This is a genomic window from Paenibacillus sp. HB172176 (genome assembly GCF_011947265.1).
In the GTDB taxonomy this organism is placed as follows: Bacteria; Bacillota; Bacilli; order Paenibacillales; family Paenibacillaceae; genus Pristimantibacillus.
Genome location: NZ_JAATHD010000013.1, coordinates 14,449 through 39,870, shown reverse-complemented (window position 1 = coordinate 39,870; position 25,422 = coordinate 14,449). Strand labels below are relative to the sequence as shown.

General features: G+C 49.9%; 19 protein-coding genes. All 19 read right to left on the bottom strand.

The window, feature by feature from the left end; all coding sequences use genetic code 11:
• Positions 1-12: 12 nt before the first annotated feature.
• Positions 13-888, bottom strand: coding sequence for a carbohydrate ABC transporter permease (locus HFP08_RS16865; protein WP_168121775.1), 876 nt, complete (start codon positions 886-888; stop codon positions 13-15).
• 24 nt (positions 889-912) lie between these two features.
• Positions 913-1,809, bottom strand: coding sequence for an ABC transporter permease (locus HFP08_RS16860; protein WP_277345862.1), 897 nt, complete (start codon positions 1,807-1,809; stop codon positions 913-915).
• 157 nt (positions 1,810-1,966) lie between these two features.
• Positions 1,967-4,231, bottom strand: coding sequence for a helix-turn-helix domain-containing protein (locus tag HFP08_RS16855; RefSeq protein WP_168121773.1), 2,265 nt, complete (start codon positions 4,229-4,231; stop codon positions 1,967-1,969).
• 318 nt (positions 4,232-4,549) lie between these two features.
• Positions 4,550-4,861 carry a putative quinol monooxygenase gene (locus tag HFP08_RS16850; RefSeq protein ID WP_346768742.1) on the bottom strand — a complete coding sequence of 104 codons (312 nt, stop codon included), beginning with the start codon at positions 4,859-4,861 and terminating at the stop codon, positions 4,550-4,552.
• Positions 4,858-5,853 (bottom strand): helix-turn-helix transcriptional regulator, encoded by a 996-nt coding sequence (locus tag HFP08_RS16845; protein ID WP_168121772.1) that lies wholly within the window; start codon positions 5,851-5,853, stop codon positions 4,858-4,860. The genes HFP08_RS16850 and HFP08_RS16845 overlap by 4 nt, the downstream gene beginning before the upstream one ends.
• Positions 5,854-5,897: 44 nt before the next feature.
• Positions 5,898-6,482, bottom strand: coding sequence for a YdeI/OmpD-associated family protein (locus tag HFP08_RS16840; RefSeq protein ID WP_168121771.1), 585 nt, complete (start codon positions 6,480-6,482; stop codon positions 5,898-5,900).
• A gap of 128 nt (positions 6,483-6,610) precedes the next feature.
• Complete coding sequence (locus HFP08_RS29605) at positions 6,611-6,733, bottom strand: DUF6756 family protein (protein ID WP_346768745.1); 123 nt, start codon at positions 6,731-6,733, stop codon at positions 6,611-6,613.
• Positions 6,734-6,750: 17 nt separating this feature from the next.
• On the bottom strand, positions 6,751-7,035 hold the full coding sequence (locus HFP08_RS16835) for a hypothetical protein (RefSeq protein ID WP_240941513.1): 285 nt from the start codon (positions 7,033-7,035) through the stop codon (positions 6,751-6,753).
• A 74-nt stretch (positions 7,036-7,109) separates the two neighbouring features.
• Positions 7,110-7,241, bottom strand: a complete 132-nt coding sequence (locus HFP08_RS16830; protein WP_206109272.1) for a polymorphic toxin type 47 domain-containing protein — start codon at positions 7,239-7,241, stop codon at positions 7,110-7,112.
• 185 nt (positions 7,242-7,426) lie between these two features.
• A complete protein-coding gene (locus HFP08_RS16820; RefSeq protein WP_168121754.1) occupies positions 7,427-7,855 on the bottom strand; it encodes a hypothetical protein in 429 nt (142 codons plus the stop codon).
• Between the two features lie 152 nt (positions 7,856-8,007).
• Positions 8,008-8,241 (bottom strand): DUF4259 domain-containing protein, encoded by a 234-nt coding sequence (locus tag HFP08_RS16815; protein ID WP_168121770.1) that lies wholly within the window; start codon positions 8,239-8,241, stop codon positions 8,008-8,010.
• A gap of 55 nt (positions 8,242-8,296) precedes the next feature.
• Positions 8,297-8,593, bottom strand: a complete 297-nt coding sequence (locus HFP08_RS16810) for a barstar family protein (RefSeq protein ID WP_168121769.1) — start codon at positions 8,591-8,593, stop codon at positions 8,297-8,299.
• A gap of 32 nt (positions 8,594-8,625) precedes the next feature.
• Complete coding sequence (locus HFP08_RS16805; RefSeq protein ID WP_168121768.1) at positions 8,626-9,108, bottom strand: immunity 26/phosphotriesterase HocA family protein; 483 nt, start codon at positions 9,106-9,108, stop codon at positions 8,626-8,628.
• 437 nt (positions 9,109-9,545) lie between these two features.
• Entirely contained in the window at positions 9,546-10,166 is a 621-nt protein-coding gene (locus HFP08_RS16800; RefSeq protein ID WP_168121767.1) for a DUF5984 family protein, read from the bottom strand.
• Positions 10,167-10,176: 10 nt separating this feature from the next.
• Positions 10,177-12,243 (bottom strand): polymorphic toxin-type HINT domain-containing protein, encoded by a 2,067-nt coding sequence (locus HFP08_RS29600; RefSeq protein WP_346768741.1) that lies wholly within the window; start codon positions 12,241-12,243, stop codon positions 10,177-10,179.
• Positions 12,244-12,336: 93 nt separating this feature from the next.
• A complete protein-coding gene (locus HFP08_RS16780) occupies positions 12,337-20,214 on the bottom strand; it encodes a hypothetical protein (RefSeq protein WP_168121766.1) in 7,878 nt (2,625 codons plus the stop codon).
• Positions 20,215-20,250: 36 nt separating this feature from the next.
• Positions 20,251-21,093, bottom strand: coding sequence for a hypothetical protein (locus HFP08_RS16775; protein ID WP_168121765.1), 843 nt, complete (start codon positions 21,091-21,093; stop codon positions 20,251-20,253).
• Positions 21,090-22,091 (bottom strand): hypothetical protein, encoded by a 1,002-nt coding sequence (locus HFP08_RS16770; RefSeq protein ID WP_168121764.1) that lies wholly within the window; start codon positions 22,089-22,091, stop codon positions 21,090-21,092. The genes HFP08_RS16775 and HFP08_RS16770 overlap by 4 nt, the downstream gene beginning before the upstream one ends.
• Before the next feature lie 20 nt (positions 22,092-22,111).
• Entirely contained in the window at positions 22,112-25,417 is a 3,306-nt protein-coding gene (locus tag HFP08_RS16765) for a fibronectin type III domain-containing protein (RefSeq protein ID WP_168121763.1), read from the bottom strand.
• Positions 25,418-25,422 lie beyond the last annotated feature (5 nt).

Genomic DNA, 25,422 nt, shown 5'->3' with positions numbered 1-25,422 from the left:
TAATTGAAATAATCAGCCTTTGACGGAGCCGAGAAGTACTCCTTTGGCGAAATGCTTCTGCAAGAACGGATAGACGAGCAGAATCGGCAGCGTCGCCACCACTACAACGGCGGATTGAACGCTCTGCGCCGGCATTTCGGCCGCAATCGCCGCTCCCGCGGCATCCGACAGCGTGTTGCTGCTTACAAGGATTACCTGGCGCAGCACGACCTGTATCGGCCACTTTAACGAATCGTTCAAATATAAAATTGCTTGCATGAAGTTGTTCCAATAGAAAACCGCGTAAAACAGGGAGAACGCCGCGATCGTCGACTTGGACAAAGGCAGTACGATGCGGACGAACAACTGTAAGTCGCCGAGACCGTCCACCTTCGCCGCTTCCTCCACTTCCTTCGGAAAGCTCTGGAAAAAACCTCTCATAATGATTAAATAAAAAGGATTCACAAGACTGCTAAGCCAAATCGCCCAATACGAGTCTAACAAATTCAGCTCTTTGACGACCAGATATGTCGGAATAATACCGCCATTGAACAAAATTGCGAACAAGACCAGATAGACGAATAATTGTCTGCCGACCAGATCGCGCTTGGCCAGAGCGTAAGCCATTAGCACCGATACCGCAATGCTCAGCAGCGTGCCGATTACTGTGATGACAATGGAATTAAGCATCGCGCGTGTAATGACGGTCGTCGAGAACACCACCTGATAGGCATCCATTGTATAATGCAGCGGTATCATCAGGAAGCTGTTGTCAAGCACCTCCCGCGATGTCGCTATCGAGGTCGCCGCCAGATGCCAGAATGGAATGATGCAGAAGGCCGCAAAAACAAGCAACAGCGTGTAATTGACGATCTCAAAAGAATATTCGCTCTTGGACAGCCGTTTCATCTTTCACCTCCTCTCTCGTACGGCTCACAGGCCGCCGTCAAATTTACGGGCGCCGCGGTTGGCGATCAGCACGAGGATCAGACCGACCGTCGATTTAAACAGCCCGACAGCCGTGCTATAGCTGAATTGACCTCCCAGAATGCCAACACGGTACACATAGGTGTCGAACACTTCCGCCACCTCCCGATTCATGGAATTGACCATCAGGTAAATTTGGTCGAACCCCAGTTCCAGCACATCGCCCAATTTCAAAATGAGCATAATGATGACAACGTTGCGAATTGCCGGCAGCGAGATATGCCATACCTGCCTCAGCCTGCTCGCCCCGTCCATACGCGCCGCTTCATACAAGTGCGGGTCGACGCCTGACAACGCGGCCAAATAAATAATGGTCCCCCATCCCGTGCTTTGCCAAATATTCTGAACGATGTAGACCGGCCTGAACCAGGACTGACTCAGCATGAAGCTGATTGGCTCTCCGCCAAGCTTTTCGATCAGCGCGTTCACCGCCCCTCCCTCCGTCGTCAGCAGCAACGAAGTAATCGAAACGATAATCGCCCATGAGAAGAAGTGCGGCACATACACGACAGTCTGCAGCGACCGCTTCAGCAAGCCGTTTCGAACCTCATTGAGCATAAGCGACAATAGAATCGGAACGGGAAACACGAAGATCAAGGTCAGCAGAAAAAGCACAACCGTGTTCCGAAACAACATCCAGAACGTCTCTTCATGGAACAGGCGGCTGAAATGCTCAAAGCCCAGCCACTCGCTTCCGGTAAAGCCCAGAAACGGATTGTAATCCTGAAAAGCGATCACCAGACCGAGCATCGGCACGTACCGGAACATTAAAAAATAAAGCAAGCCCGGCAGCAGCATAAAGTAAATCCAGCGATCGCGAACCACTCTTCTCCAAATAGGCATTTCCTGCACACTCCCACCCTTCATGTTGTCTGTGCCCTGATCATAGGGCACATGAAGATGGCGAGGATAGGCTCATCTCTTAACCAAACGCAAAAAAGCATGGGGATGCTCTTTATTTATCCCCATGCTCTTTATTCAACTTGCAGGCCAAAGCCCTTTATTTATTCGCTTTGCGACGGTTCCGGTAGCTTCCCGGCGTGTCGCCTTCCATCTTCTTGAAATACCGAATGAAGTTCCGCGCGTTCGCGTACTTTAGCTTTTCGGCGATCTCAGCAACGGTCATGTCGGTCTCCCTCAGCCATGCCTTGGCCAGCTCAAGCCGCTGCCGCGCTACGTAATCGCTGAAGTTCATCCCTGTTTCTTGACGAAATGCGCGGCTAATATACACCGGATGATAGTTCAGCCGCTCGGCGCAGAAGTCTAGACTAATGTCCTCCAGCAGATGCTCATGCACCAACTTCAGAACCTCTCCCGAAAGCTTGGCCCCCGCTCTCTCCCGCTGGCGATTGATATGCTCCAGCAGCGGATCGATGATGGATGCCTGAAGCCACATTCGAATGTCCTGCTTGGCATTCAGCTCGAATAGCTGCTGGAACAAGGAGGAGCCGCTTTTATCATACTGCATCTGGGCGCCCGCCTCCTGATAGCTGCGAAGCAGATTAGCGAGAAGTCGGGCCAGGAAGATCGAATAGACTTGATGATGAGCCTCCAATCGGAAGAGCTCGTCCAGGAACTCGCCCAGCTTCTGTCCCGTCTCTCCTGAGCCGGCCTTAATCGCGTTCAACAGCTCCGCCTCCAGCGCGATCGGATATACCGGCAGCCGTGACGCATGCTCGTTCAGCTCATCGTAGAACAGAATGCGTTCCGCTTCCTCCCGGATGCGATAATGGAGCGCCGCTGCCGCCTCCCGATAAGCATCGGCGGTACGCTCGAGCTCACTATAAGGCGCGCTGATGCCAATACTCACCTCCAGCTTCAAATAACGCATCACCTCGCGAGCGAGCGCTTTGGCTTTCTCGTAGGCGATTCGGTTGAACGAATCTCCCCCCGCGCCTTCAACGCTCAAGACCAGTACGACGGTTCGCTCCATCACCACCGGATCCAGCCTGCTTCCCTCCGGGAACAGATCCAGGGTCATATTGCTGATTGCAAACAGCAGGAGATCCAGATCCTCCGACTGGTAGTGCGTTGACATTAGCGTGTCAATACGCACGATCAAGACATATTGCTCCCGCCAAGCAGCCGCGAAGGAGTACCAATCCTTCATTTTCCTCCCGATCTCGGAGGGCTTCAGTCTTCCCTCGCACAGCTCGGCCATAAAGTACGGCTTCAATTGATTCGTCATCCTCTGCTGCATCGAGAACATCGATTGAACGCCGCGGCTGATTGTCTCCAGCTCATTATGCGCTTCCCCCGCCTGTTGTCCTCCCGCCATCTGCCGATACAATCTATTGATTGGCGCGTACATCCTTCTCGAACCAAGCAAGGAGAAGCAACAGAATAGTAGAATAATCCCGATGCAGGTAACAGCCGTAAACCATCCGATGCTGCGAGAATCCGCATTCAGATCATAGATCGACACGAGACTTACGTAGGTCCAGTCGTTAAAGGAAGATTTGGTATAGGTAATCCCGACCCTCTGACGATCCAGGTCGCGTTCGATAATTCCCTTGTCGCCATGCAATTCCAACTGATTCCTCGACAGTCGATCGATCAGCGCTTCGTCGAAGCTGTCCGAGGAATCCTCCGCAGAGCTTGCTACGATTCGGCTGTCTTTATCCAGAATGAGCACTTCTCCAAATTGCTCTGAAGCCCCCCTAAATTCACTAATGTCCGGTGAAGCAATACGTACGATGACCGCCCCCGACGGATTCGGGTCGAAAGCAGGCACTCTTCGGTACAGCAATACCGAACGATCGTTCTGCGTCTCCCAATAGCTGGACTTCCCGCTGGCTATGAATTGCTGTAAATTCGGATACGCAGAGCTTAATTCAGCTGGCTCGTAGCGAAGAAAGGTGCCTAGCGATGATCCCGATCCGACAAGCCACTTCTGCTGAAGATTAACCAGAATGATTTCCTTAATATCGATTTCGAACGAGCGAAAATAATTCATCTGCTGCTCGATATCGTTCAGCCGTTGCGCATCTTCGTATCGGTCGCCCAGCGGAAAGGGCAGCGTTTTTTGCACAGCATTGGAATTAAGCAGCTTGTCCGCAAACTGGTCAATCCATTTCAGTTCCTTCTCCACCTTAGAATGAATAAGCTCCAAACTAAGCTGGTTGCCGTTAATGACCTTGTCCTTTACCGTAGACGAAGCTTTCTCGTAGGACAAAATACCGACAACCAGCACCGGCACGATAGCCAATATGAGACCGAAGCTCATCAGTTTGGTCCAATATCCGTTCCTTATCAGCCCTCGCAAGTCGACCAACCTCCGAATATCATTTGATTCCATCCTAGCATAGCATAGAATGCCATTCCGAAAACGGGTATCACGCTAATTATACGACAATCAAGGCCGAAGCTTTAGATAATAAACACGGATATAATAGGACAAAACGAAGATTGGAAATCTGATCGTGTTGCCGTCCGGTTCAATCATTACAACAACTCTTATCGGCGGATAGCAGCTGCCGTTCCATTACTTGTCCATCGGCATTCAGGCCATTATGAGGGGGATGAAAGAAGAAGGGGTAGTTCCTCGAATAAGGAACTACCCCTTCTTTGCATGAACCTGACTCTAGATTCCTTTGCCGCCTACGGGCCGCAGCTTTATCGGTTCCGCGCCTGCAATCAACGGCTTGCATTTCTGGATCAACGCCAATACATCCTCATTTTGAAGAGAAGCGGCATGCGCTTCGGCGTCTCTCCAGAGCTCCGTGATCCATACGACGTCCGGATCGTCCTCCGTAACATTAATGATATACAATTCACAGCCTTCCATAGAGTCAAGCTGATTGGCCGCTTCCAGCATCGTCTGTACGAGCTCGTCTCGCCTACCTGGGTGGGCGGCCAATTTTCCATACATGGCGTATTTGTTCACATCGTTCATCCTTTGCTATCCGGGATTCGAACCGACAGCATCGATTCGTAATGTGCCGCAATATCGCGGCTTACTTCCACTAGCCTTTCAATAAGCATGTCCGGTTCGAGAATGACCAGCGATTTCCCGTAAGGGAGAAGAAAGTAAGGCACATAGGATTCCAAAGAAGACAGGCTAAGCTTGAATAAGGCTTGTCCCTCTTTACGTTCGACAAGCGTATGGCTGAATAGCCAATGCTGGCATAAGAGGTCCAGCGCCTGCTCATAGCCCCGGATCTTTACGGTTAGGAGAGATTCCGAATGGGAAGCGCTCGGCAGCAAGTTGAGCAGCAGAAAATCTTTTGCAGAGAACTCGGAAGGCCGCTCGAAATAACGATCACGCGGTGCGATTCTGGAAATGCGATCCACCCTGAAGCTGCGTATCGCCTTCCGAAGGTTGCAATACCCGACGACATACCAACTCCCTTTCCAATGGACAATGCCATAAGGGTCGATTTCGCGAATGCTAGGAGTCTCTCGCTTGCCGTTGTCGTACACGATTTCCACAGCTCTGCCCCCGGCAGCCGCATCTTCCAAAATCCGAAGCCAATTCCTTTGCATCTCTTCGATCGGCGGATTAATGATGGAGATGCCTTCCATATGGCGCTCGATTCGATCGAGCTGCTCTTCATTCGTATAGCGCTTCAACTTGTTAATCGCCCGATTGAGCTCATCTTTGAACGGGTAACCCGCCTCGTGAGCGAACGTTGAAGCGTGAGCCAGCGCCTTTTGTTCATCCATATCGAACATTAGGGGGGACTCCGTGAACCGATCCAGTATTCGATAACCTCCGTTTGGCCCTGAGTCGGCTATAATGGGGACCCCGCTGGCACACAACGAATCGATGTATCGGTATACCGTACGAATATGGATCTCCAGCTCGTTCGCGAGCTGCTTAGCGGTCATTCGTCTACCTGACCGGAGTAACCACAGAATGGACAGCATATGGTCTGCTTTGGACATCGTTCGCCATACCTTCCTTTGATGAGTTGGATATATCAATGGGGTTAAGGATAAATTTTTTCGCCATTCTCAAGCATCTCGATGAACTGCCGGATCCGCTTCTCTCGGGTTTCCTGTTTTTTGGCGTTGTTAATTCGAAATCCGATTGAATATTTATTTTGTCTGTCGAGCGTATCGTAGAACGCCTTAGCCTGGGCATTGCGCTCCAACTGGGTCGCGAAGTCCTCAGGCAGCGAGGCGATGCTTTGAGACTCGTAGGCTTTATCCCAGTTCCCGTTCTTTTTGGCCGCTTCAATGGCCTGATATCCGGGAGTCTTCATTCGCCCTGTTGCAATCAGCTGTTCCGTTTTATCTTTATTGACTTTCGACCACATGCTCTTGGCCCCGCGCGGAGTGAAGCGCTGCAGCCATGTTTTCGCATCTAACGCTTCTTTCTGACTGTCAACCCAACCGTAACATAAGGCAACCTCTAGCGCTTCGTTATAGGAAACCGTAACGACGCCGGAATTTTTTTTCGCAATCTGCAATCGGATGCCGGGCGAGGTATCATAATTATCGCTCAGCCAACTCTCGAAAGACAATGGACTGTCAAAGGACATAACCGGCAAATCACTCGATTTTTTCACCACATGAATCGCCTCCTGTTCGAAGTGTACACTATAATTACTGACAAGGACAGTCAGTGATTTCGAGCGGATTTTTGGAATGAGCGTTCTTGCACGCTGCATTTATATCCCCAGAGTGCAATAGCCCTAAATTATAATTTTCTGTCTTTAATCCAATTTATTGCCTCGCCACAAGCTATTAAATAATCATGGTGATTAAAGCACAATAAATAATCACACCGTTTATTCGTTATGTAGAATTCAACATTGAACATCTCTCCCAGTATGCTCACTACATCTTCACCTTTAAAAAGTTAAACGCTAGTTTTTCATCATCATTGTTAAAAAATAATATGGCTTCAGAATCACCGATATAATCACTAACCCATCTCCATGCTTCATCATTTTGTATGGATTCTTTATTCAAAAAGTTTTCCCAATTAATCTCGCCCCCACCTTTAATAAAATTCTCTGACACTTCAGCTTTTATTGTACATGAGTATTCCTCTGTCAATTCTTCAACATTAATAGCCAATAACTTAGCTGCATCTAAAATTTGATTTCTAAGATCCCACATAATATCCCTCCAGAAATAGAAGTAGGGATAACTGTTTCCCTACTTCTATAATAATATCGGTTTTTCCGGTTTCTCTATCTTGATCTATTGACTGGCACATCATCTACAAATTTATGTCCTCTTACTGCACCTCCACTTTGGTTTTGCTTTCCTTCAGTTTGATATCCAATATGAGGAACATCAGGACCATCCGTAATATGTCTCATAGCCTTCGCGATCCGTCTTGGCAGTCATCCGGCCCGCCAGATCATAGGCGTACTGCTCGCCACAGCCCGAAGAAAAACCTTGAAAGGTGCAGGGCCAATCAAGATTCCAACCGTAAATTTTAAATCACAAATTCGACCTTCACTATCTTGCGATTCACTTTACGTATTACTTATATATCTGCAAATCACTTCTGTAAGATTATACTGTTCAACCATTCATTGTAGTATATTACCTGCTTGTTAATTGCAACAAACTCAAATTCATCATCATAATCAAAGATATCGACCATATCTGAGCTTTTAGCTTGTTGACCCATAGTTAGAATATAAGCCAATCTCCCGCTCCCCATAGATAGCTGCATCCTGGAGGGGTACACCTTTCGAGCCGATCCATTGCACAAAATTTGTATACCCTCTTTCTCCAATTCTCTTCTCAAAGCGATGAGAGCAGAAAAAAAACTCTCGCTCTTGAATTTAAATTCTTTTCCCATTAATTCTGCCTCTAACAGAACCATATCCTCATCATCAGGGGATTCTTCGTATAAAAACAATTGTCCATATATTCGACGTTCCCCATCTATAAGGAATTTCACGTTCTTTTGTTCCACCTGCATACGAAAACCTCCGATCTAAACCTGGAATGCATTGTCTTGTTAAATTTACAATTTTAAGCTGTTCAAGATTTGTTCCTTCAGTTCATCCAAAGCACGCTTCCGGTCACTCAGCAATTGTTCATCTTGAGTCCCTCTCCAGATTCAATTAATTCCTATGCCCGTCGAGCAATCAGCTCCAACAAATTTCCTGCTTGCGCCTGCAGATAAGCAAGAGTTAGAATAACGACAGTTCCTTCATCTTCATCCTCCAAGCTATCGTCAAACACTTCTAACACCGTTTCGGTAGCGCGGACCACGTCTCTCTCTTCCATCATGATTTCATCAAACTCGCTCTTCATATCAAGCGCCAAATCGTCATCCATAATCCCTGCGCCCCAAATTCCCATCAAGCACCTCCAGAAATATTGTAGGTTAGCGTATATAAGGCTCTTGTTGTAATTCTCAATTAAAAATTACATTGCATTTCCAGTTGGGATGCTCTTCGTTAAATTTATACAACAAGTTGCTGAGAATTTTAGTATCTTCAGGTAAAGCAACTTTTAGTTTATCCCATCCCTCAAAACTAAGAGTCTCAGGCAATTCAACCATTCCTGTAATGACATCCCAAAAAGCATCCCAATTCATTCCATAAAATTCCGGGAACTTTAGTTCCTTTCTCAGTAAAGCGTGAAGCTCCGCCGATTTATGAACAGTGCTCACATCGAGAACTACCCGTTTTTTCTCTCTACTTTCCATCATCAAATAAATCCATTCCCCATGTTCCCATCGTTTTACTCTCCCAAGTGAAGTAGTCCTGCAAGGACCAGCTTCTTGATATATCTCTTCCGTTCTGATATTTCATTTCCGATTCCATAAGGATCATAGTTATGGATTTCTTCCTTTGCTATTTCGATACGTTCTCCAATTGTCCTGAATGAATCCATTGTTCCTTTTCTAATGTAATACTTTAAATTTCCTGCATCTTGTGTCCAAAAGTACGGCATTTCTATTTCACCTTTAACAGGTTGATTCCCTATTATTTTCCACCCCCCCTTACGATGGGCATCATCATAACACCAGCTCATGATAAGAGCTTTTTCTTGTATCGCTTCTTCAAAATTAAATTCTTCAGCCTTTGTTACTGGTTTCATGCGATATAGTTCTAAAAGAACAGTCGCTTGGCTTGAACTTAGAATTCTTCCAACTCCATTGAGATCACGTTCAAGCGGAACAAGAAAGATATCCCCTATTTTATATCGGATACTCTTAGCCAATGTTCTTCACTCCCTTATATTTCCCAACTCTCGGATTGCTTTGAGTTTCAAAATGATTTGACCATCGACTGCGCTCATAGGCGCTTATCGTGCCTTGTGCCTTCACTGGACTCACTTTGGGCCACCCACATTACAATAATCTATGATTGAACCTGCATTCCCGGTCAAATTATAACGAGGGTCTGAAAAGGCTTGATATGACTGGGTTTATCGCTAATTCTTCCAGAAACTCGTTATAACGATTTATAACTATGAATTTCAAGAAAAACCGATAACAATGCGGGTTGTGAGCGCCTCGTTATAATTGTTTCGGGAATGCAGGATTGAATGTGAATACCATGTCTCTCCTTACACGACATCTCATACTATGGAGCCACATAAGATGGGATAATATGAAGACCTTGAGGAATAACCTCAAGGTCTATTGTATAGATTTTTCATCTTGCTCTTAAATTTTGTAGATATTCTCTCTCTTTTTCATTTCGACATTTTGTTTCTAAATCACTGAGAAACTCCTTTACAAACCTGTTGGTAATATCAATAAACTCTTGCAAGGGTAATTCATATGCACCCTTTAAGTGAACATATGCAACTTCTTCATACAAATCTTCGTTGTCCCATGAAATTTCTACATCCGAATTATTTCTTCTAAATGTTACATCAGCAAGGAAAGAACCAGCTCTTGCCGATATCCATGAGTGCCGGAACTCCCAGTCCTGTTTTAGTTCAAACCACTTTTCCCAATCCTCCTCATCTTCGTCTAAATATATTTCAGAATGTCTTTTTAACTCAAAAATATCATTCCCTGAAACAGGTATTGGATAAGAGGAATCATTTATTGCACCGTCAAGATTTTCAATTAGCCATTCAACAAGATAAATCAAGTTCCACGTATATGTTTGTTGACGATGATTTTGAATATACTTACAAACGTCCTTTCCATTAATTCTTAGTTCAAATAACCCCCACGACTCCCCCAAAATACCCTGTTCATTAAAGGGATTATCAAGGAATTTATATCCATAAGAAAATCTGTCGGAGCCCCCAAACACCTTCAAAAAATCACCTCTAGTTATTTTTTAGAAATTTGTTATATTCCGTTTTGGTAATAAGGCCATCATTTAGCATCTGTCTTAAAACGTCAGTCGGTACCTCCTTAGCAGGATTAGCAACAGCATAAGGATGCCATGACCCGTTTGAATCAGGCTGAAACTTAACTAATTTGCCTTCATAAACATTATAAAGTTGTTTATTCTTTGAAGACGAATAAGCTCCATCCAGCAGTTTTTGACCAACTTCGTTATTAGGAATCGGATTCGGGCTACCCCAACCTGTTTTGGGGTCGTGTTTTGGACTTGCATAATACACCCTGCAATTTTCATTATCTGTATTATGCACCCAAAACCCAAGATCGCTTACAAAATAAGTATGGAATTCATCTACCGTCATGTTATAAACAGTAGCTTTCTCATGCTCCAGCTCGATGCTCTCTATCTTGAGTGTATGCCCGTCACTCTGGACAAGCAAGTCACCAGGCTTGAGGTCTTTGACGAACGTCCATCCCTTGCCATCTACCCAGAATGGATGATTAAAGGTCGATTCAATCACTTGGTCGCCAACATGAATTTTGTAAATCTCATCTGTTCCCGTTTCGTGATTAAATGTCGCTGTAACCTCTTTGTACGCTACCTCACCAGTCTCTTCATCCTTGGAAAGAACCTTATCTCCGACTTCAATGTCTTCAATATTCTTCTCTCCAGCTTCTGTTTGAACCTTGGTCCCGGCGGTGAAGCATTGGCAACCATCAATTTTTAATTTCTGCTCCGAACTACGCTTATACCCATTCGACGTTTCCGCTGTTGTTTTGCTCGTCTTGTTCGCTCGGGTTGCCGTTATTTCAGTAGATGCGATATCGCTGCGGCGAGCAGTACTGATTCTAAAACCCCCACCTGCTGCACCTAAGGCCCATACACTAAGCCCTTCTTGAAATTTTGCTGACAATTCTTTTTGGTATTCAATTTCGCCTTCTACTACACTATATCCTTTTGTACTAAGATCATAGGCAGCTTCAATTGTACTTAGATTATCTCCAACACTTGTCCACAAAAGTCCCGAGTGATACTCCAATCCTGCATTCTTCAAATCAGACTTTGATAGTTTTCCATCGCTACGCTCCAGTGTATCCAGTACATATAGTACTTGCTCTAACGTCGTGTCCTCCGAAGCCATGCTCTGGACAAACTTCGCCTCATTCGCGTTTACGTTATACGATAACTTCAGATTAGCTGATGCACTATCCTTGGTCGTTGCCGTATTCGTATTGTACGAATGTGTATTTTCTAGTTCCACGCTTAAATTGGTTCTACCTATTGTCGTTGTTGCGGTTAAGCCCGTTGTTACGGTATAAAGATCAGTTGCCTCTGTTTGATGACGTTCTACATTCGTCTGAATTCCCTCTTTTTTCAAGGTCGAATTCCAGTCATCTCCTGAAAAATACCCCGTAGAACTATTTTTGAGTTTATTATTTATATTTTGAATAGACCCTTTATTAAATTCTAGCGGAGTCACAACAGCTTGCTTATTTTTTTCATCATCTCTTATTGCCCTTGCCTGCGCTTGAATAGCTTCTCTCTCCGCTTTAGTATCCGCACTGTAATAAGCAGTGGTAAGTGAGATAATCTTTGCTTGTGCCTCTACATTGAGATCTTCATCCCCCTGCTCCCAGTGCCCCGTCGGATCCCAAAAGTTAATCGGATCATTATGCGTATACGTATACAAGTTCAAGCTCAACGGGCTATTATCCTCGCCCCAATACGTATCCGCCGAAATAAACCGACCGATATACGGGTCGTAATAACGCGCGCGCAGGTAGTAGAGCCCGGCCTCGACGTCGTAGAATTCACCCGCATAGCGAATCGCGCTTGCGTACACTTCGATTGTCAGGATTGGATTCCCGAAGATGTCGTAGTCATACTGGTTCTCGATGTCTCCCGATTTCGAGACGGTATGCACAACGTCGCCATGCCCGTTGAACAGGAAGTACGATGGCTTGTCTGCCGCATCCACGCGGGAGATGTAGTTGATGCCCCGCACGTAACGAACGCTCAGGTTGTCGTTCGCGTCGGTTTCGAGCACAACATGCTGCTGGTCATAGACATAATTCGTCTCGACTACGCGATTATCCTTCGAGCTGTGCGTTACTTTCTGTGTGCGCAGGCCATCGCCGTCTTACGTGTAGGCCACGCTGCTGCGAACGCCGTCTTGAATGCGCACCACTTGCTTCAAGCGATTGAAGCCGTCGAAGGTATTGCTTGTTTTGTCGAAGAGCGTGTACAGCTCCTCTGCAAGGCCGTCCCCGCTCGGATTAGCGCCGGTCACTTGCTTCATCTCCCGATTATGCGGGCGAATATAGCTGGTCTGACGGCGCAGCTCGTTGCCGTTCGCGTCATACAAGAAGTCGGTCTGCTTCTCCAGAAGCTCCTTGCTATTTTCGTCCAGCATCTTCTCGACAAGCTGGCGAAGCACATTCGCGCCGGAGTATAAGTACTCACTCTTCTTGACGAGGTAGTTTACTTCCTCGCCGCTCGCTACATCGGTATACCCGCTTGGCTGCGCGGAGGTGTACGTTTCATGCATCGAGATGCGGTTGCTGCTCTTGTTGTAGGCGTAGACGGTCGTCTTGCCAGGCGCTTCCACCTTCGTGACACGTCCTGCCCCGTCATACGAATAGTTGGTTTTGCCGTAGCTGTCGGTCTTGGCTATTTCGCGACCAGCTCCGTCATACTCGTAGTCATAGGAAGACAAGAGGCTGCCGTCTGGACGCAGGTTCTTCAGCGAGATGAGCTTGTTATTCCGGTCAAATGCATACCGTTCCTGAACGCCGCCTTCATAGGCGATAGCTGTGCGGTTGCCGCCTATGTCGTACGTATACGTCGTGGTCTGATCTGACGACGCGACAGTTGCCATGCGGCTTGACTTGTCATACGTATAGTCGGTCCGATTGCCCATCTTGTCCGTGACGGAGAGCACATTGCCTGCGGCGTCATAGGTATAGGCGATGTAAGCCGCTCCGATCCTGGTAATTGAAACGACCCGATTATTTTTGTCATACGCATAAGCCGTCTCGCCGCTTTCGTCGGTCATGGTCGCCCGATTGCCCACGGCATCGTACGTATAGCGAACAGCATCGCCTGTTTCGACAACAGCTTGCTCCAGCATCTGGTTGCGGCTGTCATAGGTATAACGGGTGTGGCGTCCAAGCGCATCGGTCATTTCCGTCATGTTCTGTGCCAGGTCATAGCGATACGATGTCTTTGAACCGTCTGCATTCGTCATGGAGAGCAGCAGACCGAAGGAGCCGTAGGCGTAGCGTGTTACCTTGCCTCTGCCGTCGGTCATATCCAGCTTGTTGCCCGCGAGATCGTAGCTGTAGGCCGTCTCGACATTCAGCGGATCCGTGACCGTGATGAGTCGTCCCGCACTGTCATAGTCGTAGGTGTAGGTCTCGCCCATCGGATTGGTCTCCGTGACCAGGTCGCCTGCCGGGTTGTAGCGATAGGTCGTCTCATAGCCTTCGCGATCCGTCTTGGCCGTCATCCGGCCTGCCAGATCATAGACGTACTGCTCGCCGTAGCGTTCCTCGTCGGTTGCTGCTGAGGCATAGCCTTGAGCGTCGATTTCCTTGATGATGCGTGCCATTGCATCATACAGATTTTGTTTCACCACTGCGTCGTAAGGATCCTTCACCGTAACCAGACGATTCAGCGCATCATAGGCATAGCTCATCGCGTGTCCCAGCGCATTCGTTTCAGACAGCTTGTTGCCTGCGAGGTCATACGCGTACGCCAGTTGGCCGCCCTCCGGATCAGTTACCGACAAGACCCGGTTCATGGCATCGTAGACATAGGAGGTCACATAACCCCTCTCATCCGTCTCGCTTATCCGGTTTCCGTTCTCGTCGTACGCATACGTCCGGGATACATCCTCATCCCCATAGCTGCGCGTCACGCTCGTCAATTGCTTCAGCGCATCGTACGCATACCGAACTTCGTTGCCGCGGGCGTCGGTCTCCTTCGTCCGATTGCCAAGCACGTCGTAAGTGTAAGAGGTCACAAGCTTGACGTATCCTTCATCCTCGGCATCGCGTTCCGCGTCGGTCAGCGCCTGCTCATCCAGTTCCGACTCCGCTGCCAGACGAATCTGCGCGAGCATGCGGTTCGACGCGTCGTAAGTGAATTTCTCGATATCGTACAAGCCTGCCGAACGCATCGTGTCCGTACGCACGATGTTGCCATTGCGGTCATACTCATGCTTGGTCATGGCTCCACTTCTGTCCGTGGACGTATGCAGCAGGCCGTTATTGTAGTAGGTGTACACCGTCTCCCGAACAAAGCTGTCGTCCTTGGAGGAAGACAAGCTCTCCTTCAGCAGATTGCCCGCGGAATCGTAGACGAAGCCCTTCACCGCATAGACGGTATTGCCGCTGCCGTCCTTCTCAAGCGGCGTTTGCTGCCGCACAAGCTTGCCGCTTGCGTCGTATTCGTACAAGGTGACGCTGCCTTGCTTGTCCTGTGAGCGAACAAGGTTGCCCGACAGATCGTATTTCTTCTGAAGCTTGTAGCCGAGCGCATCCGTTACGCTCTTCTCCTTGCCGAACGAATTGTAGGCATATGTCGTCACCGCGCCAAGCGGATTGCGTTCGGTCAGCTTGCGGCCCAGCTTGTCGTACGTGAATTGCATGCTGCCGCCATCCGCCTCAATGCTCCTCAGCAGCTTGCCGTCCGGGCTGTATTCGAAGCGGGTAATATTGCCCTTCGCGTCAACGGTTTTCACCAGATTGCCGAGAATATCCCATTCCATCTTCGATACATGGCCTATCGCATCGATTTGGCGAATGACTTGGCCAAGACCGTCGTAGAGGAATGACGTTCCTGTCGATTCGTCCATGCTGCCCGTATAGCGAATGCCATCGACGACTTTAACAGGCCGATCCCACTCATCGTAAGCAATGACTTCAACCGTCAGTCCCTCCGGTGAAATCGTCGATGTTTTGCGATTCATCGCATCGTAGGTGTATGAGGTTCCCGCCATCTCCAGCACGGATTCATCATGATCCAGTACCGATCTGTATTCGTTCGGCTTAATCTCTTTCAGCAGATTGCCGACCGCGTCGTAGACATACCGCTTCACCGCGAGAGTGCCGTCGGTCGCCTGCGATTTCTCCCGCAGCAGCCTTCCGTCGGCATCGTATTCATAGGCGCTGGAGAAGCCGATCGCATTCGTTGTTCGAATCAATTGCCCCTTAAGGTCGTAGCGGTAACTCTTCTCCGCAAGCAGCGGGTTCGTTTCCTTCACAAGTCGTCCATCCAGATCATACTCGTAGCTTGTTGGATGCCCTTTCGCATCGGTTACGCTTCTTACTTTGCCGTTATCGGTATACGCGTAGTCCGTTCGCGCCTGAACGCGGTCTGCATAGACATCGTCGAATACAGCTCCCGCCAGCTCGTCCTGCGCCAGATCCGATAGGCGAACGAGCAAGGTTTGGGTGATCAGCCTGCTTTGCGTGTCATAGGCATAACGCGTCATATCGTAGTCGCCGTCGGCCACCTTCTGCCGCTTCAGCACCATGTTGCCGGCGCGGTCGTACGCCAGCTCCGTCTCGCGTCCGTTCGGACCGGCAACGCGGAGCAGACGGCCTGCTTTGTCGTAGACGTATTGGGTCTTGTCTCCTGCCGATGTCTTGACGGCAGCTCCGCCTCCCGCCGGCTCGGTATAGGCGAAGGTCTCGGAGCTGAGCTTGCGACCCGCTTCGTCATAGGCATACTCCAGACGCTTGAACAAGGTCTGATTCGCCCCAGTGGAGACGAAAGCGGTTTGCGCGACCAGGTTGCCGGAAGCATCATAGTCGATCCGCTGCTCCTGGCCCCCGCGGTCAAGCTTGCGCGTCATATTCCCCAGCGGCGAATAGGTCATTGTCTCCGTTGTGCCGTCGGGATAATTCACTTGGTACGGCTGATCAAAGATGGAGAAGAAGGTCGTCATCTCCGCCCCGTTTCGGTTGCGGAATACCTGCCATGCTTTGCCCGTCAGATCGTAATCATACGTTTCCTTGCTGCCGTCAGGGTAGAGCTTCTCCTTCAGCAAGCCGTTCAAGTAATACGCATAAGCTGTAACATTGCCATAAGCGTCAGTCTCCGAAGTCACTTGACCTGCTCCGTCATACGCATACTGCGTCGTAATATGCGAAGCGGCATTCTTCTTGTTGTCCGCCGCCGTCTGAGCGGTAATCACCGACACCAGACGATCCGCCGCGTCATAGACGTAGCGATTGCCTTCGGACGCCGTCGGGTCCCCTTCCTTATAGTCTTCTCCATCCGCTTCGAGGATGACATTTCCTCGCCCGTCATACTGCTTGTAAGCGACGACGACCGAATTCTCCCCGTCATAAGCGGTGGTCTTCACAAGACGATTCAGCTCATCGTAAGCATACTGGATTCCCGGCGCTTCCGCTGCCGGCTGCGACGAATAACGCGGATCGATCTCCTTGATTCGGTTGCCATTGCCGTCATAGACATACCTCGACGCATTGCCGAGCGGGTCGGTCATCCTCACAAGTCTGCCCATGCCGTCGTAAACATACGATTTCGTCTCGTCAGCGCCTTGCACGCGCCGCGTCTCGGATATTAATCTGCCGATTTTGTCGTAGCGGTAAGCTGTTGTCTTCACGCCCGCGCCGAACGGCTCCCGCTTCTCTGTAACTTTATTCAAATGATCGTAAACGAAGGCTGTCACCAGCCATCCATTGCCGTTATCGCGCTTCACTTCCAACGCGTTGCCTGCAAGATCTCGATTGTAAACGGTTCTGTAAGCGCCGTGCTCCTCTGTCCCGCCGCCTGCCAAGCTCTCCCGGTAAACGCCGGATTCCTCCGTCAATCGTCCGGCATAATCATAGCCGTATTCGTACACGCGAAGCTTATGGCCCGCCGCATCCGCATATTGAACCGTCGATACGAGATTCCCAAGCTTGTCATGCGTATAGCGAACAAGATCAGTGCGAGAATCATCCATCGCCGCCTTCTCGGCCGCGACACGGTTCATAGCATCGTATTCATAGTGAATGTCCGATGCCGCCAAATCCTCCCCGTTCTTATGCTGCCCCTTGCGATATCGCAGCACATTGCCGGACGGGTCATAGTTATACGATTCGTAATCATAATTCTCCGAGCCCTCGGCCATGACGTGCTTCTCCGTCATCCGACCCTGCTCGTCATAGGTATAAGAGGTCAGCTTGCCTCCGGGTTCATGCTGCTCGGCAAGCTGATTCATCCCGACGTAGACGTAAGACGTCTTATAATCAAGCGCATCTCGCTTCTCGAGTAGCCGACCTGCGGCATCATACGTATAGCTGGTTTCATTGCCGAGCGCATCCTTCTCCTTGATCAGATTGCCCGAATAATCGTAGGTGTAGCTGCGTACCGCCAGCTCTCCCTCTCCCGGCGATTCTTCTAGACGAGTCAATCGATTGGCACTGTCATAGAAGTAGCGCCGCGGATTACCTTCTTCGTCCGTAATGGTCATAAGAAGCGGCGTCTCGCTGTCCGCCCCGATCTTGTAGGCCACATTCATTGTGCCCTTGAGCGCATGCTGGCTGTCATACATCGTCTTGCGAACCAACCTGCCCGCGCTGTCGTAAGCATAGCGCGTCTCATGCCCATTAGCGTCCGTTTCCACGGTTTTGCGTCCAAGCGCGTCGTATTCGGTTTCGCTGAGCGTCTTCCATGCCCCATCCATCCTGACCTTCTCGCCCAGCAGCGAGCCGGCAATGTTATATTCGTATTGCCAAGCCGAATTCCCGGCGTCAGTATATTGAATGAGGAAATTCGAATAGCCCTTGTCCTCGTAGGAGTATTTCTCCACGCCTCCATCCGGATTTTCCATCTTCACCAGACGATTGAGCCTGTCGTATTGATAGTTGACGCGGTTGCCTCTTGCGTCAATCTCCGCCTTGCGATTGCCGGTGTTGAAGTCATACGCATAACTCATGTCTGATGTCGCCCCATCGACATAGCCGTATTCACGCGTCAAATAAGCGCCCTGGACATCCTGTCCGTCCCCATCGATTCCGTATTCATAATGCGTTGTGAAGGACTCGCCTCCCGAAGCGATGGTCTTCTCGGTTACATTGCCATAAGCATCGTAGTCGTAGTCAGAGAGGATCCAATTGCCCGGATCATCGGTCTGAATGCGCGTCTCTCGGGTCACATTGCCCAAGTCGTCGATTTCGTTCACGATTTGATTCGTCGTATTCCGATCCTGCTTCCAGGTCTTCGAAGCGAGGGTGTGGAACTTATCGTAAGCGTACGAATAGACGGTTGTATGCTCGGCATCGACCGGCTCCCCGCTCTCGTCCCGCTCCGCCTCAGGACCGGTATAATGCGTAAGATTGCCGTATTCGTCATAATGATAGTTCTCGATGCTCCGCACCGGCTCGCCCTGCACCGCGCCGTTCTTGATATCATACTGAATCGTTTCCAGCTTCTTAACGAGTTGCATGCCGTCCCGTTCGCTGATGATTTCTTCCTTATGGTCGGTTCCATACTTCTCCGTCAGAATCAACTGATGCAGACCGTCATAGGTATACTTCGTCTTGCTGTTCATTGCGTCGGTGACTTCCGTATAATAGCGGTATGTATCCTCGAGATAGCTGTAATCGTTCTCGTCGTAGCCTTCAGCTCCGAAGCCGTCGGCTTCATTCGTATAAGCATAGGTCTGCTTGTTGTGAAGAGTCGTTGCAAACCGATCCTCGAATTTATCCGCCGCCTGGTCGAATCCCGTCTTCACGAGCTCCCGTTTCTCGAACAGCTTGAGATATTCCATGCTGCCGTCCTTGCTAAGCGTCTTCCGATATTTGTCGTAGAGATAGCGCGTGACGCGATTCGTCTTGACATAATCAATCTGCGACAAGCTCTCATAGCGATTGTAGACCGAGTAGTCGTTCTTGTTCGTGAAGGTGAAGCCCAGATCAGCCTGCTCGTACCAGAAATGATATTTCGGCAGACCGTCCAGGTCGAATACGCGCTGCAAACGCGTGCGAAGCACATGCCCTTCGCTGTCCACAAGCGCGGCAGTCTTGTCATAGACAATGCTCTGTCCGTCAGGGAGATGCACGATAACCTGGAATTTGCCTTCCAGATCGCCGGTATGCGTTTTGTCCGGATTTTGCGATTGCTTGTAGCTCTCTTCCTTGCCATAGGCCGTCGCAGACGCATTCTTTGCCTGATAGGAATCGTCTTCCTTGTATTCGAAGGTCACGATACGCCCCACCGTATCCGTAATTTTCGAAATCAGCTTCTTCGTCACCGACTTGTCGCCGACCTTGTACGCATAGCTCTTGTTCTCGAATACAATGCGGTTGCCATACCGATCCTGAATGCCTAATATAACTCCGTCTTTATCAAAAAAAGTCTTCTTGCCGTCCTTGCCGGTCATCACGTACTTGGACACGCCCTCCGGCTGTCCGTTGCTGAATTCATCCGATTCCCGAATAACGACATCCTTGATTGTCTGTCCGTCAGGCACGGATACAACCTCGCCGTCCATCGTTACCGGTCTTAACCGGTACACATCGCCCGATTCGGTATGCAGATATTGATAGGTCGTATCATCCGAATTTTCTTTGATCTCTATGCTCGGGAATGAGAAGCGCATCCCGACGCCCAGATTATACCGATTCTCGTAAAAGGTCGCCGAATCCAGATCGAATTCGACCCTGTCGACCCATGCGCCGCTCACATACTTCGCCGACATTTCTTTTATGCTCGCATTGTCGCCTTTGTAGATACGGGTGATCTCCAGATCAAGCCCGTTGCGCCCTGGCAGCTCATAATCCTTCTGCACCAAGGTGAACGCGCCGTTCTGCGGATTGATCGATTCGCTCGTCGTGTTCGTCCGCAAGTAGACGGGCGACAGCTTCGTCGAGTACTGCTGCTGCGGCCCGACCAGATTGTTCATCTGATCCTCAAGCGTTGCAGCCGATGCCCCGGGGGCGGGTATGAGAAATAAGAATAATAGTATGAATACAGATATAGAGAGCTTCCAATCCTTCAACCTCTGGCACCTCCAATTGAGCCGTTCTGAATAAATTTAGTAGGATTCATATTGCGCTTCCAAAGCCTCCGCCAAAATCTCCGTCTCCGAATGACCTTCCTTCATGGAAGCAATAACAGCCTCAGGAGCCGTGCCAAGCTTGTTGGCGAGAACAAAACCTTGGGCTACGCGGTCCTCAGAAAACGACTCATCCGAATACAACGCGAATTGCTTCTCGGTTATCTGTACGCGAGGCAGCTCGGACGAGCCGTTGACGATACTGCGCTCTGTCGCGATATCCTGCCATGCCTTATTCGTTTCCAGCTTAAGCGCCAGAAGCTCCTTAACCGATTCACCGGAAACGAACGAAATCCGGTCGGCGATCATAATATCATCCGCCGAGAGGCTTGACGACGACGTCAAGCTTTCGAGCTCGTTCATATCGAACGCGCGCGGCTCGAACGCTCCATGTTCATCGACATAGTCGCTGAACAGCTCCGCCCAGGAAGCTCCCGCTTCCCTCGCTTCCACCATGGGAAGCAGCTCGCTCATCATGCCGTACTGATGATAAAGGAACGTAAAGCCAATCATCATGTCGGAGCGTTTGTGACCATCTGCCATCCATTCGGACAGCTCCTGTTGCAGCGTCTCATGCACATGGAAGGCGTCAAGCCATTGCGCATAGCTCGTAATAGCAGGCGATTCATTCGAAGCCGGCGCTGATAAATTGTCAGACAACTGGGATGTCTCGGCCGCTGATGTTGCTGCTAGCGCAACCGCAGGCTCCTCGCCGAACTTGAACATTCCAGCGCTTGCAAGCGCGGTGCCTAGCTGCATGACGCCTCCGAGCGCCAGAGCGACAAGCATGATTTGGGTCACTCTCTTTAATCGATTATTCATTTCATTGCTCCTCTTTGTCGTAAATTGGGATTTAGCGCATCGATTTCCTGACGCAGACTGTCTGCCGGATTGACCGGTTTCACATTCAAAACCTCCGGCACCGGCGCCGACATCTGCTTATCGGTGATCGCATCATTATCCGGGGTCATAGCGGCGGCTGCAGACACTTCCGATTCCGCTTGAATCGCCGCCAAGGCGTCTTCTTCGTCTTCCGACGCAATAATGGGATTGATGCGAGAGAGCATCAGCTCCTCCAATCGGGCCGCCGTTATCTTCTCTGTCGGAAGAAGGCCTGCGCTTTGTTCGGTCTTCTGCTGCTCATAGCTGTCGGAATCGGCGGCATACAACGTCAAATCGATTCCGAGCTGCAGCGATAGCAGATATTCGTCCAGAACAGCTTCGCGGCCGCCCAGCTTCTCCTCAAGCTGAAGCATAAAGCGCACCGCCTCCGAAGCGTCATACACCTGCGCGACGTCCAGAGCCGCTCGCTCGAGCTTGCTTGTTTCCTGTTCTATATTCGGAAGAGCGGAAGTTTGTTCTATGCCTGTGTCTCCCGCAATCGACTCCAATTGAAATTCGACTCGTTCGGACAACAGTCTGGCCTCGAGAATATCCTCGTCCGAATAGCCCACTGCTCGCAAGGCTTCCACGGTCTCTTGCATACCCGCTCCCGTAAGCGTCTCGCTGCGATTGGATCTATCTGCCGTCGTTCCGCCTTCCGCGGTTTTTAGCTGCTCCAGCACCTCGGTCCAAGACATTCCCGTCTGTTTTAACTCCAGCACTTGATCCGCCTTAACCCCGGTCAGATTTGAAATATCCGACGCGATGGTTTCATCATCGGAGCCCTCGGAGCCTCCTTCTAATTCCAATGCCGACACGGAATCGGCGCTGCGCCCGCTGTCATTTCCAACGAGATAGACGATTCCTTGTACCGACAAGACCACCGCCAGCGCTAACGCTACCCATTTATATCCCTTTTTCCCTACACGCCTTGCCATATGCTCACCGCCATTTTCATTTATTCCACGATCACATCGACGGCCTTCTCGCCGTCGCTCTTAGATTTGAAGGTCAAGGTAACGACTTCGCCTGACCAGGAAGTGCCAGGCACAATGTTTCTTTGCAGCTTGTATGAGACGCGTCCCGGCTCATACGAGACAGTAAGACCCGAATTCGCCAGCTTGCCCGACGCCTTCTCCGCCTCCGGAGAATATTGGTAGAGATCCGCAACCTCCAACTGATTGGGATCATAGGTCACAACAAACGTTAATTCGCTGAAGTCCTGCACATTGAATGCCAGCAGCGACAGATCGAAATGCTCGTTCAAGGCGCTGTCAAGGACATAAGTGGGACTGGTCGTGCTTCGCACAATCGACGGACTCCAGGCCGTGACGCCCGTTTCATTCTTGGCTCTGAGCCGATACGTATGAGAAGTGCCGGGCTCCAGCTCGTCATGCACATAAGCATCCAATCCGCTTGCGTCGACAATCGTCTCGCCGTCGATTTCCAAATCGTAGCCCGTAGCGCCGCTGACTTCATCCCACCGCAATTCAATCGAATAATTGTCGCCGAATCCTTCCAGAGCAGACGGGGCATCCGGCGGATCCGAAAGCGTCGACAAGGATAATACCGCTACCCAGCGGCCCGGCTCGCCTCCGGTGTTCAATCGAATTTTGTACGTATGGAATTCATTCGCGCTTAATCCGCCATGATGGAATATCGTATTGTCGCCAAGATCGGACAGCACGCCGTCCACTTCCATCTCATAGCGAGCGTTCGGCTCAACCGTTTCCCAGGTCAATGTAATCGCCTGGTTGGTCACAATGGCCGCCATATTGGTCAGCGACATGCTCTGTCCTTCCCCTTCCACCGCAGGAAAGGTTTCCATATCGACCGGTTTGGTCCACTCGCTGTATCCGCTTATGTTGCGCGCTCGGATGCGATAGGTATGACGACTTTCCGGATCAAGTCCTTCATGCGTATATTGCACGCCGGAAACCTTGACCGTTCTCAAACCGTCGATTTCCACCTCATAATCCTCCGCATAGCTGACCGCGTACCACATAAGCGTGATTCGATCCTGACCGGCCGTCGTCATGACATTCGTCGGCGTTAACGGCTGCTCGGGATGTGTGGTTACGTCGAGCTGCTCGGACCACGGGCTCTTGCCTCCCGCATTGACAGCTCGAATTCGGTAGGTATGACCCGAGACAGGCTTAAGCCCTTCGTGAACGTAAGTCCTGTTGTTCTGCATATTAATAATGAGTCCGTCCGCCTCCAGCTCATAGCGATCCGCTTCATCCGATGCGTTCCATGATACTTCGATCTCATAGATCGACGGCTGTCCTTCGAGAAGCCGCGGCGTCTGCGGCGGATAAGGAAGCGTCTTGACGTTGATTTGCTCGCTCCATGCTCCAATACCGCCTGCATTAACCGCTCTTACTCGGTACGCATGCTCCGTCTTGGGCTGTAGGCCGTCATGCGTATAGACCAAGGCGTCTCCCGCGTTATGAATCGTTCCGTCGATCTCCACCTCGTAATGGTCCGCGCGGGCAACGGCGTCCCAAGACAGCCGAACCTCGGTCTGACCCGGCGTTGCCGAAATTCCTGAAGGCACGGCCGGAGGATCCGGCAGCGTGTACACAGTAAGAGGAGAGCTCCATCCCCCGATTCCTCCCGCATTGTTCGCACGAACCCGGTACGTATGCTCCGTATTCGGATTCAAGCCATTATGCGTGAAGGCGTTCGCCGTACCGATGCTCACAATCGCTCCATCCGCTTCCACATCATAAGATGAGATGCTGGCAATCGACGTCCAATTCAACACAATGGATCTCTGATTGCTATTAGCGCTGATATCCTCAGGAGGAGAAGCCAATGTTCTCGTATTTTGAACCGTGGTAAACGCCGTTTCCTCATTTACCGCATTCCTGGCTTTCGCTTTAACGGAATAGGAAGTATTCGGCGTTAATCCGGATATTCTTACTTGCTTGCCGGATAAGGTAAGCCAGCTCACTGCATTCGTCAATGCTCCCGTCGAGCCCACATATTGATTGCCAATCCGTATTTGATAAGGTGTATTAGCCGGATTGCTGTCTTGATTGAATGACAAATCGATGTAGGTTTCTCCGCTTTTCTTGATTGTCAATCCGGGTAATTGAGCCTCGGTTCTGACGGACAGCGACTGATTCGCTGTATGTCCTAACGCATCCCGCGCTTCAACCTTCACCGAATAGGAGGTATTCGGCGTCAGACTATTCTTGGTGAAGCTCGACGCCGATGTCCAACTGCTTGCTGCCGATCCGATTGTATAGCGATAAGGCGCGGAATGAAGACCGGCAACGCTGTCGGTTGCCGATCCTCCGACCGTGATGGATGTGGCCGTGGAGCTTGCCGTCGGCGTCGCAAGCGAAGGCGGATTCTTGTCCAAACGGAATCGGACCGAATCCTGCGCTTCATCCGTGCCGTCGTTAACCACGAATTTCATCGTATGCTCGCCTTCCGTCAGCGAGGCGAAGGAGGCTGCGTTAAACTGGACGATTTGTTCGCCTGTAGAATTGGATACCGTTTTGCTGTTTTCCGGGTTGGAGCGATTATCAATGAAGTAGGACACCTCCAGTTGATCGCTGTCCGGATCGGTCACCTTCACCGACGGCACATAGGTATTGCTTGTCCCATTCACGATATCGCCTTCCCTTGGGGAAACGATTTCCAGCGTAGGGATACGCTGAATCTGTTCAAATATTTTGGTTAGCAGTTCACTGTAATTACTGCTAATATCCAGATATTGTCCACCGGTCTCATCTGTAAATTTTTTGAATTGAGATTGGATACTGCTCGTTCCGATAGCAGTCAATGTAATGTGATTGCTCTTCAAATATTGGATGACGCTCGCATCCGTATGCCCATTGATGCTGTATATGTTCTCGTCGCCAATTAAGACGAAATATTTATTGGCATTGACATCGAAAGGATAATTCTGCGCCGCATTCATAATGGCGTCCAGACCATTCTCTGTGCCTCCGCCAGTGCTTACCTGGCTAACTTGCCTCTTGAACTCTTGCACATCGTCGGTTAAAGCTTGACGCGTCACATATTCCTCATAGGTCACTAATCCCAGCCGATAGGATACACCTCTCTCCGAAAGCAGATCGGCGAAATGATTAACATTATTTTTGACCCCGCTGATGGAAGAATCCATGCTTCCCGATTTATCAATGATAAACACAATATCCACGCTGCTTCGTGCGAACGCAGGGCTGGGCACCATGAATAAAGAAAGGATCATGATCAGGCTTAGAACTGTCAGAAACAATCTCTTCAAAAACA